Origin of the sequence: Enterococcus hailinensis, assembly GCF_045862035.1 — a bacterium.
GTDB lineage: Bacteria > Bacillota > Bacilli > Lactobacillales > Enterococcaceae > Enterococcus_A > Enterococcus_A hailinensis.
In genome coordinates this window covers 155,439-169,234 of the sequence record NZ_BAAFRV010000002.1, presented here as the reverse complement: position 1 = coordinate 169,234, position 13,796 = coordinate 155,439, and the positions used below count along the sequence as shown (strand labels likewise).

General features: G+C 38.4%; 15 protein-coding genes and 1 other annotated feature. Of the genes, 14 read left to right on the top strand and 1 reads right to left on the bottom strand.

Annotation, left to right across the window (positions count from 1 at the left end):
* Positions 1-106: 106 nt before the first annotated feature.
* From ACKTSC_RS02590 to ACKTSC_RS02540, 11 genes are all read left to right on the top strand, one after another.
* Positions 107-613, top strand: a complete 507-nt coding sequence (locus ACKTSC_RS02590; protein WP_407856737.1) for a dCTP deaminase/dUTPase family protein — start codon at positions 107-109, stop codon at positions 611-613.
* A 26-nt stretch (positions 614-639) separates the two neighbouring features.
* On the top strand, positions 640-2,010 hold the full coding sequence (gene radA / locus ACKTSC_RS02585; RefSeq protein WP_332579879.1) for a DNA repair protein RadA: 1,371 nt from the start codon (positions 640-642) through the stop codon (positions 2,008-2,010).
* Between the two features lie 70 nt (positions 2,011-2,080).
* Entirely contained in the window at positions 2,081-3,235 is a 1,155-nt protein-coding gene (locus ACKTSC_RS02580; RefSeq protein WP_407856736.1) for a PIN/TRAM domain-containing protein, read from the top strand.
* 94 nt (positions 3,236-3,329) lie between these two features.
* Positions 3,330-4,787 carry a glutamate--tRNA ligase gene (gene gltX / locus ACKTSC_RS02575; RefSeq protein ID WP_332579877.1) on the top strand — a complete coding sequence of 486 codons (1,458 nt, stop codon included), beginning with the start codon at positions 3,330-3,332 and terminating at the stop codon, positions 4,785-4,787.
* Positions 4,784-4,984: a binding site (T-box leader), on the top strand. Its footprint overlaps the gene before it by 4 nt.
* Before the next feature lie 173 nt (positions 4,985-5,157).
* The gene (epsC, locus tag ACKTSC_RS02570) at positions 5,158-5,691 is read left to right on the top strand and encodes a serine O-acetyltransferase EpsC (protein WP_332579876.1); all 534 of its coding nucleotides are present in this window, start codon (positions 5,158-5,160) and stop codon (positions 5,689-5,691) included.
* Positions 5,684-7,093 carry a cysteine--tRNA ligase gene (cysS, locus tag ACKTSC_RS02565; protein WP_332579875.1) on the top strand — a complete coding sequence of 470 codons (1,410 nt, stop codon included), beginning with the start codon at positions 5,684-5,686 and terminating at the stop codon, positions 7,091-7,093. The genes epsC and cysS overlap by 8 nt, the downstream gene beginning before the upstream one ends.
* Positions 7,093-7,491 carry a Mini-ribonuclease 3 gene (locus ACKTSC_RS02560; RefSeq protein ID WP_332579874.1) on the top strand — a complete coding sequence of 133 codons (399 nt, stop codon included), beginning with the start codon at positions 7,093-7,095 and terminating at the stop codon, positions 7,489-7,491. The genes cysS and ACKTSC_RS02560 overlap by 1 nt, the downstream gene beginning before the upstream one ends.
* Positions 7,481-8,317: a 23S rRNA (guanosine(2251)-2'-O)-methyltransferase RlmB gene (rlmB, locus tag ACKTSC_RS02555; RefSeq protein WP_407855101.1), complete on the top strand. Its 837-nt coding sequence runs from the start codon at positions 7,481-7,483 to the stop codon at positions 8,315-8,317. Before ACKTSC_RS02560 ends, rlmB begins: the two co-directional genes overlap by 11 nt.
* Positions 8,317-8,844 carry an NYN domain-containing protein gene (locus ACKTSC_RS02550; RefSeq protein ID WP_332579872.1) on the top strand — a complete coding sequence of 176 codons (528 nt, stop codon included), beginning with the start codon at positions 8,317-8,319 and terminating at the stop codon, positions 8,842-8,844. Before rlmB ends, ACKTSC_RS02550 begins: the two co-directional genes overlap by 1 nt.
* Positions 8,845-8,912: 68 nt before the next feature.
* Complete coding sequence (locus ACKTSC_RS02545; protein WP_407856735.1) at positions 8,913-9,467, top strand: sigma-70 family RNA polymerase sigma factor; 555 nt, start codon at positions 8,913-8,915, stop codon at positions 9,465-9,467.
* A gap of 110 nt (positions 9,468-9,577) precedes the next feature.
* Positions 9,578-9,823 carry a Veg family protein gene (locus tag ACKTSC_RS02540; RefSeq protein WP_332579870.1) on the top strand — a complete coding sequence of 82 codons (246 nt, stop codon included), beginning with the start codon at positions 9,578-9,580 and terminating at the stop codon, positions 9,821-9,823.
* Between the two features lie 28 nt (positions 9,824-9,851).
* Here ACKTSC_RS02540 and mscL read toward each other — a convergent pair whose 3' ends face one another.
* Entirely contained in the window at positions 9,852-10,295 is a 444-nt protein-coding gene (gene mscL, locus ACKTSC_RS02535; RefSeq protein ID WP_332579869.1) for a large conductance mechanosensitive channel protein MscL, read from the bottom strand.
* Positions 10,296-10,496: 201 nt separating this feature from the next.
* Between mscL and yfmF the strand changes: the two genes are divergently transcribed.
* From yfmF to ymfI, 3 genes are read left to right on the top strand one after another with little or no spacing between them, the layout of a single operon-like run.
* A complete protein-coding gene (gene yfmF, locus ACKTSC_RS02530; protein WP_407856734.1) occupies positions 10,497-11,759 on the top strand; it encodes an EF-P 5-aminopentanol modification-associated protein YfmF in 1,263 nt (420 codons plus the stop codon).
* Positions 11,752-13,044: an EF-P 5-aminopentanol modification-associated protein YfmH gene (gene yfmH, locus ACKTSC_RS02525; RefSeq protein ID WP_407856733.1), complete on the top strand. Its 1,293-nt coding sequence runs from the start codon at positions 11,752-11,754 to the stop codon at positions 13,042-13,044. The genes yfmF and yfmH overlap by 8 nt, the downstream gene beginning before the upstream one ends.
* 1 nt (position 13,045) lies before the next feature.
* Positions 13,046-13,771: an elongation factor P 5-aminopentanone reductase gene (gene ymfI, locus ACKTSC_RS02520; protein WP_407856732.1), complete on the top strand. Its 726-nt coding sequence runs from the start codon at positions 13,046-13,048 to the stop codon at positions 13,769-13,771.
* The last annotated feature ends 25 nt before the right edge of the window (positions 13,772-13,796 follow it).

Here is a 13,796-nt window from a genome sequence, read left to right as displayed (position 1 = left end):
AATTTACATAGAGTTTTCTCAAAAGCTTTTCGAATAGCCTATTGCTCTATGGTAAAATAACTATATGTTTTACAAATGATACCTGAAGGTTAAGAAGGAGTTTGTTATGAAGAAAAGAGGCTTTGAAGTAGTTGCAGCATATAAAGAACAGGAAATCAATTTACCTAAACGAGCAACTAAAAACGCAGCCGGATATGATTTTGAAGCAGCAGCAGATATTGTTATCCCAGCTGTTTGGAAACAAGTGATCCAACACTTTACAAATGGTGCGGAAACAACTGGGAAAATATTGAAACCAGTTTTAGTTCCAACAGGAATCAAAGCGTATATGGGTACAGATGAATACCTACAGTTAGCCAATCGTTCAAGCAATCCTGTGAAACGATTCATTACGTTAAGTAATGGGATTGGTGTGATCGACAGTGATTATTACAATAACCCGGCTAATGAAGGTCACATCATGTTCCAATTTTCAAATTTTGGTTTAACAGATGTAACAATCAAAAAGGGCGAACGAATTGGTCAAGGAATTTTCTTGCCATTCTTAAAAGCTGATAATGATCAAGCAGATACTGAACGTACTGGCGGATTTGGTTCATCTGGAAAACAATAATTAAATCAACGAGTGAGGCGAAAACTTTGGCAAAAAAAACCAAATCGCAATTTATCTGTCAAGAATGCGGCTACGTTTCACCTAAATATTTAGGCCGCTGTCCTAATTGTGGCAATTGGAATACGATGGTGGAAGAGGTCGAACAAAATACAGAAGATCGGCGCAATCGTGTTAGTTTAACAGGTGAGCGGGCGCAACCAACAAAGCTGAAAGATGTCGTCTTTAAAAAAGAAACACGAGTCCAAACACAATTGACTGAATTGAATCGTGTTTTAGGCGGCGGTGTCGTTCCAGGTTCATTAGTATTGATCGGCGGGGACCCCGGAATAGGGAAATCAACATTGTTATTACAGGTTTCTCACCAATTGGCAGCGACTGGCGGAGAAGTATTGTATGTGTCAGGGGAAGAAAGCGCCCAACAGATCAAGTTGAGGGCAGAACGCCTAGGTTCTAGTGACAATGATTTTTATTTATATGCGGAGACGGATATGGGTGAAATCAGCCGAACGATTGAAAATTTAAAACCTGATTACGTTATTATCGATTCGATTCAAACAATGACGCAGCCAGATATCTCAAGTGTAGCTGGCTCGGTCAGCCAAGTAAGAGAAACGACTGCTGAATTACTAAAATTGGCAAAAACCAATGGTATAGCGATTTTTATCGTAGGGCATGTTACCAAAGAAGGAAACATCGCTGGTCCAAGAATGCTGGAACATATGGTAGATACCGTTTTATATTTTGAAGGTGAAAAACATCATAGTTTCCGTATTCTACGAGCAGTAAAAAATCGTTTCGGATCAACCAACGAATTGGGTATTTTTGAAATGCGTGAAGGTGGCTTAGTCGAAGTCGCTAATCCCTCGCAAGTCTTTTTAGAAGAACGTTTAGAGGGAGCGACGGGATCTGCCATTGTGGTGGCGATGGAAGGAAGTCGGCCTATCTTGGTTGAAGTCCAAGCTTTAGTGACACCAACGGCTTTCGGTAATGCTAAACGTACAACGACAGGTTTAGATTTTAACCGGGTGTCATTGATTATGGCTGTTTTAGAAAAACGGGCGGGACTACTTTTACAAAACCAAGATGCCTATTTGAAAGCAGCAGGCGGTGTGAAACTAAATGAACCGGCAATCGACTTGGCAGTAGCTGTTGCGATTGCTTCCAGTTACAAAGAAAATGGCACAGAAGCCACCGAGTGCTTTATCGGTGAAATTGGTTTGACTGGAGAAATTCGGCGAGTCAGCAGTATTGAACAGCGTGTGAAAGAAGCGAGTAAGTTAGGATTTAAAAAAGTGTATTTGCCTAAAAATAATATGGGCGATTGGACCCCACCAAAAGAAATCGAATTGGTGCCGGTCGCTACTTTAGGAGAGACATTAAGAAAAGTATTTCGTTAATAAGTGGATGTGTCAGAGTAGTTCTGGCACCCCTTTATTTTAAATTAAGCTCAATTTGAGGAGGGATGGCATGCAAAAACGTGTGTTAACAATAATCATAGTATTAATTGGTATTAGTTTAGGAATCACCTTTTTACCAATGGCGTGGTTTGCAATTGGTTATGCAGACAACATGTGGTTGAATAATTCAGTTACCGATGGCCTAATTGGTGCAATTATTTTTTATATTATTTCTTTGGCGATCGTGGGACCAATCACAGCTGGAGTAAAAAAACTTGAAAAACAATTGAATGAATTTAGTCTGACGTATATTGTCTTTGGTGTAGTAGGGGCAATTTTAGGATTAACATTAGGTCTGATTGGAACTTCTCCACTGTATCGTGTACCAGTTCCATTCATCAACAGCGGATTGCCAATATTGATCATGACACTGCTAGGCTATTTAGGTTTTCGGATGGGAACGACTCGAATCGATGAATTAAAAAAATTCTTTGGTGGTCGTAATAAGAAGGCGGAGACGAATGAAGGCGAAGTATTAGAACGCAAAGCCGATGATCATTTTCATAAATATAAAATTTTAGACACGAGCGTTATTATCGACGGTCGGATCTATGATATTGCAAAATCAGGATTCTTAGAAGGCGTTTTGATGATTCCAAATTTTGTATTGTATGAGTTACAATACATTGCAGATTCTGGTGATAGTTTAAAACGCGTACGTGGGCGCCGAGGATTAGATATTTTAAATTCATTGCAAAAAGAAGAAGGTATCTCAGTTGAAATGTACGATGGTGATTTTGAAGATATCAGTGAAGTCGACAGCAAATTAATTAAATTAGCAAAATTATTAGATGGTGTGATCGTGACTAACGATTACAACTTAAATAAAGTATCTGAGTTTCAAAATGTAGCTGTACTGAATATCAATGCCTTAGCTAATGCAGTGAAACCAGTTGTTATTCCTGGAGAAACGATGAATGTCTTATTAGTAAAAGCCGGAACTGAGCGTCAACAAGGGGTCGCTTATCTAGATGATGGTACGATGGTCGTTGTAGAAGATGGCCAACACTATATGAATGAACATATCGAAGTTGTCGTGACGAGTGCCTTGCAAACTGCTGCAGGACGAATGATTTTTGCGAAACCGGCACACTCAAGTCGGAATATCAAAGACGATTCACCAGAGAAAAAATTAGATTATGATCAAACAAAATCAACTAAATGATACTACAGCTTTACTAAATAGCGGTTTGATTGTAAACTTTAGTTTGTAAAGAACTTGGGTTCTTGAACTAAAAAAGTTGAAAGAGGAGCTAAATATGTCAAAAATTCGTGTGCGTTACGCACCAAGTCCAACTGGACACTTACACATCGGGAATGCCCGTACTGCATTGTTTAACTATCTATTTGCCCGTCATCACGGTGGAGAATTTATTATTCGAATCGAGGATACGGATTTAAAAAGAAACATTGAAGATGGTGAAAAGAGTCAGTTAGAGAATTTGGCATGGTTAGGTCTTGATTGGGATGAGTCTCCAGAAAATCCTGGCGAATACGGTCCTTACCGTCAATCAGAACGTCGTGAAATCTATCAACCATTGATCGATCAATTACTTGCTAGCAACTTAGCATATAAATGTTATTGTACTTCTGAAGAGTTAGAAGCTGAACGTGAAGCTCAACGTGCGCGTGGAGAAATGCCGCACTATTCTGGTAAATGTGCGAACTTGACACCAGAACAACAAGCTGAAAAAGAAGCACAAGGTTTAGAACCTGTGATTCGTTTCCGTGTTCCTCGCAACACAAGTTTTGCGTTTGATGATATGGTCAAAGGTGAAATCAGCTTTGAGTCTGATAACATCGGTGGCGATTTTATTATTCAAAAACGTGACGGTATGCCAACATATAACTTTGCTGTAGCCGTTGATGATCACTTGATGAAAATTACGCATGTATTACGCGGAGATGATCACATCGCCAATACACCAAAACAATTGATGATTTATGATGCGTTTGGTTGGCAACGTCCAACATTCGGTCATATGACACTGATCATCAATAGTGAAACAGGTAAAAAACTAAGTAAACGTGATGAAAGTATTCTACAATTTATTGAACAATACCGTGAATTGGGTTATTTACCAGAAGCGATGTTCAACTTCATTACATTATTAGGTTGGTCTCCCGTTGGAGAAGATGAAATCTTCTCTCAAGAAGAATTGATCAAGATGTTTGATACAGACCGTTTGAGCAAATCTCCTGCAGCATTTGACCAAAAGAAATTAGAATGGGTGAATAACCACTATATCAAAGCAATGGATTTAGATAAATTGACTGAATTATGCTTGCCTTATTTGATCAAGGCTGGTAAAGTCGAAGAAAATCCAACACCTGAACGTAAAGAATGGTTGAAACGTGTTGTTAGCTTGTACCAACCACAAATGAGTTATGCAGCTGAAATCACTGAAGTTTCTAGCTTGTTCTTCCAAGATAAATTAGAACTTGATGATGCAGCCAAAGAAGTTTTAGCAGGTGAAACAGTACCAACTGTCTTAGCAGCTTTCCAAGCACAATTAGAAGCGATGGAAACAGTGGATGCAGCAAGTGTTTTAGCAGCAATCAAAGCAGTTCAAAAAGAAACTGGTGTTAAGGGTAAAAATTTATGGATGCCGATTCGTGTAGCGGTTAGCGGTGTGACTCACGGTCCTGAATTACCAGAAACAGTTGAATTGTTAGGGAAAGAAAAAGCTTTATCACATATCAATCAAGTAAAATAAACACAAAGAAGAGAAGAAGTAACAAGGAAAGATTTTACAGAGAGGCTGTCATTGGTGGAAGCAGTCAAATCAAAACTTGCGAAATGCATCTCGGAGTGGCTTTAGCGATAGGTAGCTGAAGACGATTCACAGACGTTACCTGTATGTAAAAGGCAGAAATGCAAACAAAAGTGGGACCACGTTTAAGCGTCTTTTGAGGAAACTCAAAGGACGCTTTTTTTGTTGATAAAAAGGTAATCAAAAAGCTAAAGTTTGGATTATTTTGAAATAGAATGGCTGTCAGTTATGCTTACATAGAAATGTTTCAGGAAATCAATCATAAATATAGTACCAATAAAATTGTATTGACCACATAGAAGGAGTTGAGAGAATGGGATGGTGGCGAGAAGCGATCACCGCTGCAAAACGTAATGATCCAGCAGTTCGTTCAGGTATCGAAGTAGTATTGACCTATCCGGGAGTTCATGCGTTATTTTTTCATCGGATTTCACACTTTCTTTATCGACACGAACGATATGTACTTGCACGGATGCACTCCCAATTTTGGCGATTTTTGACAGGTATCGAGATTCATCCTGGAGCCACGATTGCTCCGGGAGTCTTTATTGATCATGGCATGGGTGTCGTGATCGGAGAGACAGCAGAGATCGAACGAGATGTTGTAATGTTTCATGGAGTCACCCTAGGCGGTACAGGAAAAGATACTGGCAAACGCCATCCAACTGTTCGGCAAGGTGCTTTTATTTCAGCAAATGTACAAATTTTAGGTCCGATCGAAATCGGCGCACGAGCCAAAATTGGCGCAGGTGCAGTCGTTTTGAATGATATTCCAGCAGATACTACAGCTGTAGGTGTTCCAGCGCAAATAGTTAAATTAAAAGGAAAGAAGGTCCAACATGATTAAAATACACAATACCTTGACGCGTGAAAAAGAAATTTTTACTCCAATTGAAGAAAATAAAGTTCGGATGTATGTTTGTGGTCCAACTGTTTACAATTATATCCATATTGGGAACGCTCGTAGTTCTATCGCATTTGATGTGATTCGCCGGTATTTTGAATATCGTGGCTATGAAGTTAATTATGTATCGAATTTTACCGATGTCGATGACAAAATCATTAAGGCGGCAAAAGAATTATCGGTCACGGCACCTGAAGTCGCCGATCGTTTTATTGCAGCATTTGAAGAAGATACTGCTGCATTAAATGTAAAACCAGCGACTTTATATCCACGTGTTATGGATCATATTCCTGATATCATTGAATTTATTCAAGTATTGGTAGATAAAGGATTTGCTTATGAAGCACAAGGCGATGTCTATTATCGGACACGGAAATTTGAGCATTATGGTGAATTGAGCGATCAATCAGTTGATGAGCTAGAGGTCGGTGCTAGTCAACGAACAGGTGCAGAACAAGCGATCAAAGAAGACCCGTTAGATTTTGCCCTTTGGAAAAGTGCGAAACCCGAAGAAATTTCATGGGAATCTCCATGGGGTGCCGGTCGACCAGGATGGCATATTGAATGTTCTGTGATGGCAACGAAACATTTAGGAGAGACCATTGATATCCATGGTGGCGGTCAAGATTTGGAGTTCCCGCATCATGAAAACGAAATTGCTCAAAGCGAAGCCAAAACAGGGAAACATTTTGCTAATTATTGGATGCATAATGGCTATGTAACGATCGGTGAAGATGATGTGAAAATGAGTAAATCACTAGGGAATTTTGTTACAGTCCACGATTTAGTCAAAGAAATTGATCCACAAATTTTACGTTTCTTTATGGCAACGACCCAGTATCGTCGCCCGATCCGTTATAGTGGAGCAACGATGAAAGATGCACAAGCAAATCTTCAGAAATTACGGACGGCATTTGAGAATGCCCTTTTCCGTCAATCGAATGCGGAAGCAAGTTTAGCGAATGATGCAGAAAAATTGATCGAATTACGTGAGTTGAAAGATCGTTTTATTGAAGAGATGGATGATGATTTTAATGCAGCGAACGGAATTACTGTCGTGTACGAAGTAGCAAAATGGCTGAATCATTATAATGAACAAACGCAAGTTTCTACAGAGGTTCTAACCGAAGCAGTCACTGAATTTACTAAAATGCTAACTGTATTTGGGATCGAATTTCAAGTAGCAGGTTTGTTGGATGAAGAAGTGGATCAATTGATCGAGGAACGTAATCAAGCGAGAAAAGATAAAAATTTTGCCCGTAGCGATGAGATTCGAGATCAATTGAAAGAGCAGGGAATTATATTAGAAGACACTCCACAAGGTGTCCGTTGGAGACGAGCATAATGACAGATTATAAACAATTAAATGCATTAGCATTGGCCTATGTTGGCGATGCAATCTATGAAACATATGTCCGAGACCATCTCGTACGTGAAGGACAAACACGTCCTAATAAGTTACATCATATGGCCACGCATTATGTTTCAGCTAAGGCGCAAGCAATGCTGATCCAAAAAATGTTGGAAGGTGATATGCTAACAGAAGAAGAACAAGGGATCTATCGACGGGGCCGTAATGCTAAGAGTTATACGTCGGCTAAAAATACCGATATCATGACTTATCGGATGTCGACAGGCTTTGAGGCTTTGATGGGATACTTACATCTACTAGAACGAAAAGAACGATTAGAAGAATTGATCGTGTGGTGTTTAAAGAAAGCAGGCGAAACAAATGAAAGATAAAAAACAGTGGCGTGGAAATGATCGTCGCAACCAAAGAAAAAACGATCGACCGAAAGAGCGTCGTAAAAAAGAAGAAGTAGAAGTAATCGAATCAGAAGAAAATAATTTTGTCTTTGGTCATCATGCAACAGTGGAAGCTTTACAAGCAGGTCGAGGAAATAAATTATTTTTACAAGAAGATGCACACGGAGACAAAATCGATCAATTAAAAAGTTTAGCTAAAGAACAAGCAGTTCCTGTAAAATGGGTACCAAAACAAAAATTGGATACACTAAGTGATGGTGGGGTTCATCAAGGAATCGTTCTAGGAATTACGCCCTATGAATATCTAACATTAGACGATCTATTAGTAAAGACCGCTGAAGTTGAAGCGCCATTTTTATTGATTTTAGATAGTTTAGAAGATCCACATAACTTTGGTTCTATTTTACGAACAGCAGATGCTAGTGGTGTTTCTGGTGTGATTATCCCAAAACATCGCTCGGTAGGAATTACACCGGTAGTAACGAAAGCCTCAACTGGTGCTGTAGAGTATGTGCCGATCGCTCGAGTAACTAACTTAGCTCAAAGTATCAAACAATTAAAAGAAGCTGGTTACTGGATATTTGGAACAGATATGGAAGGGACAGATTATCGTCAATGGAAGGTTTCTGGACCAATCGCTTTAATTATCGGAAATGAAGGCAAAGGCATGAGTGCTGGTCTTAAAAAGGATGTCGATGAAATGTTGACAATTCCGATGACTGGGCATGTTCAAAGTCTAAATGCAGGAGTAGCTGCAGGTTTATTAATGTATGAGGTCTTTCGGAAGCGAAGTGAGTTGTAATGAAAAAACAGCTGTTGATCGTTGATGGATACAATATGATCGGGGCTTGGCCTGAACTCACGTTACTAAAAAATCAAGACCGGTTAGAAGAAGCAAGGGAAGCTTTGTTATTTCGTTTATCAAATTATGCTAAATATCAAGGGTTAGAAACAATCATTGTTTTTGATGCTCAATTTGTTCCCGGTATTACTCAAAGTTATAAAAAATATCAGTTGACAGTTGTTTTTACCAAAGAAGATGAGACAGCTGACAGCTATATTGAGCGGATTGCTCGCGAGTTGACGGATCGTTTGACTCAAGTAACAGTGGCTACAAGTGATCTCGCTGAACAATGGACAATTTTTTCTCAAGGCGCATTACGAACTTCTGCTCGTGAATTATACAAATCTGTTCAACAAACGGAAGCCGTGATTACAGGGGATACAGAAGATACGCGATTTGAAAATTTTCGACGAAATTCGCCATGGGATAATGATCAATTGCAAAAATTGTCCCAAAAAATGGACGAATTAAGCAAAAAAAAATAAGTCCTTTTTTGTCGCCCCTCTCAAAGCTATTAGCGTGTATGCTGTAGTTGTTGAGAGGGGTGTTTTGAATGGAAAAAACAGAGAACTCAAAAAATTTTGATGATGAGTTTGAAGCGATATTCAGTAAGTATTTGCCGGTAGTTTATAAGATGCAATCTCGTTATTTGATCCGTGATTATGATTTTGATGATTGGCTGCAAGAAGGACGGATTGCCTTGTATGATGCTCTGAAAAGCTATCAAGAAGGTCGAGGCACAACATTTGGCTTGTATTACAAAATGGTTTTTGAAAATCGCATCCGTTCTTTGCTACGCCGCCAACAAGCGAAAAAGAGACTAGCTCAGCACCAAGCTGTATCTATTGAAAAAGTAGGTCACGATAGTTTTAGTGAGCAATTTCAATATCATGAACAAATCGAAGAAAACATGTATATCTGTGAATTACTATCCAATGATAATTTAGGATTATCTACTCTAGAGACATTGTCGTTGCATTATTATTTGCAAGGCAGGGAACCAGAAGATATCGCAGATTGTTTAGATGAATCAGAAAAGGCCATTCGTAATGCGATTAATCGTTCGAAGAATAAGTTGAAAAGACTATTGTACCAATCAAAAAAATAAATGAAAACGGATTCCCCAAGAAAATTATTCGATAGTTGCAATTCGTTTTATCTTATGATACATTGAAATTATTTTATATTTGTGCTATAATGTATGTTGAGGTGAACTGTATGCCAACAACTTTAGCGACTATCAAGAAAAACTTGGAAGATCGTATTGGTACTCCGATCATGCTTGTAGCTCAAACGGGACGCAAGCGCCAAACACAACGCAAAGGGATCTTGACCGAGACATACCCTTCTGTATTTGTAGTTGATTTGGACCAAGAAGAGAATTCTTTCGAACGTGTTTCATACAGCTATTCTGATGTATTAACGCGTACAGTAGAGATCGAATTTTTATCAGAAGCAATTTAAAAACCATGGAGCAACTGCTCCATGGTTTTTATTTTTCTTCATTTGGGAATGTTTCTTTAGTTGCTTTGTTTTGCTCAACTAATAAATCGCGAATATCCGCTAAATAATCTTCAGCAGTTGCCACAGGGACTTCTGGTTCTTCTTCAGTTTTACTAGTTGCATCTTTCGCTTTATTCGCGGCTTTAACAATCAAGAATAAAACGAAACCTGTAATGATGAATGTGATCAATGCACTGATTACATCACCAAAAGCAAAAGTTACCCCCTTGACGGGTGTCCAGTCTAAAACAGACATCGCCTCATTCAGGTCTTTGCCATTTGTAAATAAAGAAACGATCAATCCGACAAGCGGTGTGATCAAACCATTAACAACATTTGTAACAATAGCAGTAAACGCAGTACCAATAACTACACCAACGGCAAGATCAATGACATTACCGCGCATCAAGAACTCTTTGAACTCTTTTATCATCTTGTCACTCCTCTCTTTCCGTTCTTATTTTTTAGTATAACTAAAGAAGAATAAATTTTAAAATAAAACAGCCTAGAGCTTAGTTCTGAATCCAGTTCTTACTACTTACCTGTGCTATAATTAGCCTTAATGGCAAGATAAAAATCCTTTTTGAATAAGGATCATAAAAAAGATAAAGACATACATATAAGGAGCTTTGCAATGATCGAATTAAAGACCGGTGTGCGTTTGCATATCATTCCGACCAAAAAATATAAAACGATTCAAATCTATGGACGATTTACGACCCGTTTAACGAAAGAAGTTATGACTAAACGAGCCTTACTAGCAAATCTATTAGAAACAAATTCTTCCAGCTATCCTGATCAAAGTCAATTGAGTGGGAAATTAGCAGAACTTTATGGTGCTAGTTTTGGTTTTAATGTAGGTCGTAAGGGAAACTTACACTGGCTGAATGTAGGATTAGGGATTGTGAATGGAAAATATGTGGATGATGACTCACTATTGCCAGCAGCAGTGGAGTTCTTTCAAGAAGTTATCTTTAATCCGAATATTCAAGCGGATCATTTTGACGAGCAGACTTTCCAACTAGAAAAAGAAAATTTGAAAAGTTATATTGAGTCGCTGAATGAAGATAAACAAACTTTGGCCTCATTAAAAATCAAAGAAACATATTTTACGGATGAAGCGCAGCAACTTCCAAGCTTTGGGACTATAACAGATCTTGAACAAATAACGAGCCAAAGTTTAGCAGCGTATTATCAAGAAATGTTGACACAAGATCAAATCGATTTATTTGTTATCGGCGATATAGAAGAAGACCAAATTATTGCGTTGTTTAAGCAGCTGCCGTTCACTGATCGTGAGACTAGTTTCCCATCTATTTATTACCATCAAACAAGCGATAATGTAATTAGGGAACAACAAATCCAAGAAACTGTTACACAAGGGAAATTGAACCTAGCATATGCAACAGATATCTATTATGAGGATGCTGATCGCTTTGCTTTACTGGTCTTTAACGGATTATTCGGGGGCTTCCCGCATTCAAAACTGTTTATGAATGTAAGAGAAAAAGCTAGTTTGGCTTATTACGCTTCAAGTTCTTTTGATACTTTCCGAGGATATATGCAAGTTCAAACGGGGATTAACAGTGGAGATCGAGAAAAAGTTCTGCGTTTGATCCGTGAACAATTACAAGAATTACAAGCTGGAGATTTTACGGAATTAGCTTTCCAACAAACAAAAGCTATGCTGAAAAATCATTATCTATTAGGGTTAGACAGTATGCAAAATACAATCGAGACCACCTATCTAGTGCAATGGTTGCCACAAAGCGAATTGACCGATGATGAGTGGTTAGCACGCTTAGCTGCAGTGACTCCAGAAGAAGTTCAAAAAGTCGCACAAAATATTCAATTACAAGCAATCTTCTTTTTAGATGGAGGTCAACAAAATGGATAAGTTAGTCTATCAACAAATCAATGAAACATTATATACAGAAGTCTTGCCAAACGGATTAACTGTCTATTTATTACCTAAAGATGGTTATCATAAAACTTATGGCTTATTTAGTACAAATTATGGTTCAATCGATAATGAATTTGTACCGCGAGGCGGGAGTGAATTCATCAAAGTCCCTGATGGGATTGCTCATTTCTTGGAACATAAAATGTTTGAAAAAGAAGATGGAGATGTTTTCCAAAAATTTGGCGAGCAAGGTGCTTCAGCCAACGCATTTACTAGTTTTACTAAAACGAGTTACTTATTTTCAACGACTGATCAATTAGAATTGAATTTGGAAACATTACTAGATTTTGTTCAAGTACCTTATTTTACGCAAGAATCTGTCCAAAAAGAACAAGGAATTATCGGACAAGAAATTCAAATGTACCAAGATGATCCTAGCTGGCAACAATTTTTTGCGATTTTGAAGAATATGTATCCGAACCATCCATTACATATCGACATCGCAGGAACAGTGGAATCAATCGCAGAAATTACAGCGGAAGATCTATATACTTGTTACAATACATTTTATCATCCAAGCAATATGACATTGTTCGTAGTGGGGAAACTTGAACCTGAAGAATTGATGACCTTTATTCGTAAAAATCAAGCAGAAAAAGATTTTGTAAAACCTGAACCTATCAAACGTCGATTCCCACAAGAGCTGACTTCAGATATCATCAAACAAAGTGATGCTAAAATGCCAATCACGATTCCAAAAGCTATCGTAGGAATCAAAGGGGTGTCTGCGCTGCCTGAAGCAGACAAAGATCGGTTGGTATTTAAGCTTTCAACCGACCTATTATTCCAAATGTTGTTAGGTGCAACGTCACAAAATTATCTGCGTTTGTATAATGCAGGATTATTGGATGATAGCTTTGGCTATGATTTTTCGTTAGATCGTGGATTTTACTTTGCTGATTTTGGCGGTGACACCGAGGAACCTAAAAAACTGGCAGATCGCTTGGTTGAAATCTTACTTAATTTTGAGACAGATCCGGAAATCAATGAACAAAATCTAGTCTTGTTAAAGAAAAAAATGTTAGGTAAGTATTTCCAATCATTGAATTCATTGGAATACGTTGCCAATCAATTTACGCAGTCATTATTTGGTGAATGGACGTTATTCGATATGCCAGAAGTGATCCAGGAAATCCAATTGGATGATATTTTAGCTGCGGGCAAACAGTTGATCAAAGCAGAAGCCTTCACACGTTTTTATATGGAGAAGGAGGCATAAAATGCCTTATGCATTAGTGCTGGGAGCTAGTGGGGACATCGGTCAGGCTATTTGTGAAAAATTAGCAGATCAAGGATGGTCATTGTATTGCCATTATAATCAGCAAAAACAAAAAGTATTAAATTTCGTTTCAGACTTACAGGAACGTTATCCCCAGCAAGATTTTTTTATGGTATCCTTAGACATGTTAAAAGAAGCAACTATTCCAAGTTTTTTGGACCAGTTGTTCCAAGTAGATGGAATTGTTTTTGCCTCTGGTTTTACATTCTATGAGTTATTACCAGAAACAACAACCAAGCAGATGGATGCATTATGGCAGATCCATCTGAAGACGCCGTTGCTTTTATTGCAAGGGTTACAATCAAAATTAGCACAAAGTAAAAAGGGTCGAGTTGTCTTTGTCGGTTCTGTTTACGGACACCGTGGCAGCAGTATGGAGACTATCTATAGTGCGGTCAAGGGTGGTCAGGAAGCTTTTGCTAAGGCTTATGCAAAAGAAGTGGCAACATTGGGGATTACAGTAAATGTAATTGCACCGGGGGCTGTCCAAACGAAGATGAACGATACATGGACTGATCAAGAAATAGCTGAATTGAAAGCCGAGATACCGATGGGACGTTTAGCTGCTCCGGAAGAGATTGCTTCAGCTTGTTCGTATTTATTTTCAGCGCAAGCCAGTTATACGACCGGAATCATCTTGCCTGTAGCAGGTGGTTGGTTAGAATAATCTGGTATTTTTGATTGGAAAATAA

Bases quoted from the DNA above. Each gene is read 5' to 3' on its own strand.
- ACKTSC_RS02545 (WP_407856735.1), top strand. From the start codon at position 8,913: ATGGAAAAAACAGAGAACTCAAAAAATTTTGATGATGAGTTTGAAGCG.
- rlmB (WP_407855101.1), top strand. From the start codon at position 7,481: ATGAAAGATAAAAAACAGTGGCGTGGAAATGATCGTCGCAACCAAAGA.
- gltX (WP_332579877.1), top strand. From the start codon at position 3,330: ATGTCAAAAATTCGTGTGCGTTACGCACCAAGTCCAACTGGACACTTA.
- cysS (WP_332579875.1), top strand. From the start codon at position 5,684: ATGATTAAAATACACAATACCTTGACGCGTGAAAAAGAAATTTTTACT.
- yfmF (WP_407856734.1), top strand. From the start codon at position 10,497: ATGATCGAATTAAAGACCGGTGTGCGTTTGCATATCATTCCGACCAAA.
- yfmH (WP_407856733.1), top strand. From the start codon at position 11,752: ATGGATAAGTTAGTCTATCAACAAATCAATGAAACATTATATACAGAA.
- ymfI (WP_407856732.1), top strand. From the start codon at position 13,046: ATGCCTTATGCATTAGTGCTGGGAGCTAGTGGGGACATCGGTCAGGCT.
- ACKTSC_RS02560 (WP_332579874.1), top strand. From the start codon at position 7,093: ATGACAGATTATAAACAATTAAATGCATTAGCATTGGCCTATGTTGGC.
- ACKTSC_RS02550 (WP_332579872.1), top strand. From the start codon at position 8,317: ATGAAAAAACAGCTGTTGATCGTTGATGGATACAATATGATCGGGGCT.
- epsC (WP_332579876.1), top strand. From the start codon at position 5,158: ATGGGATGGTGGCGAGAAGCGATCACCGCTGCAAAACGTAATGATCCA.
- mscL (WP_332579869.1), bottom strand. From the start codon at position 10,295: ATGATAAAAGAGTTCAAAGAGTTCTTGATGCGCGGTAATGTCATTGAT.
- ACKTSC_RS02590 (WP_407856737.1), top strand. From the start codon at position 107: ATGAAGAAAAGAGGCTTTGAAGTAGTTGCAGCATATAAAGAACAGGAA.
- ACKTSC_RS02580 (WP_407856736.1), top strand. From the start codon at position 2,081: ATGCAAAAACGTGTGTTAACAATAATCATAGTATTAATTGGTATTAGT.
- ACKTSC_RS02540 (WP_332579870.1), top strand. From the start codon at position 9,578: ATGCCAACAACTTTAGCGACTATCAAGAAAAACTTGGAAGATCGTATT.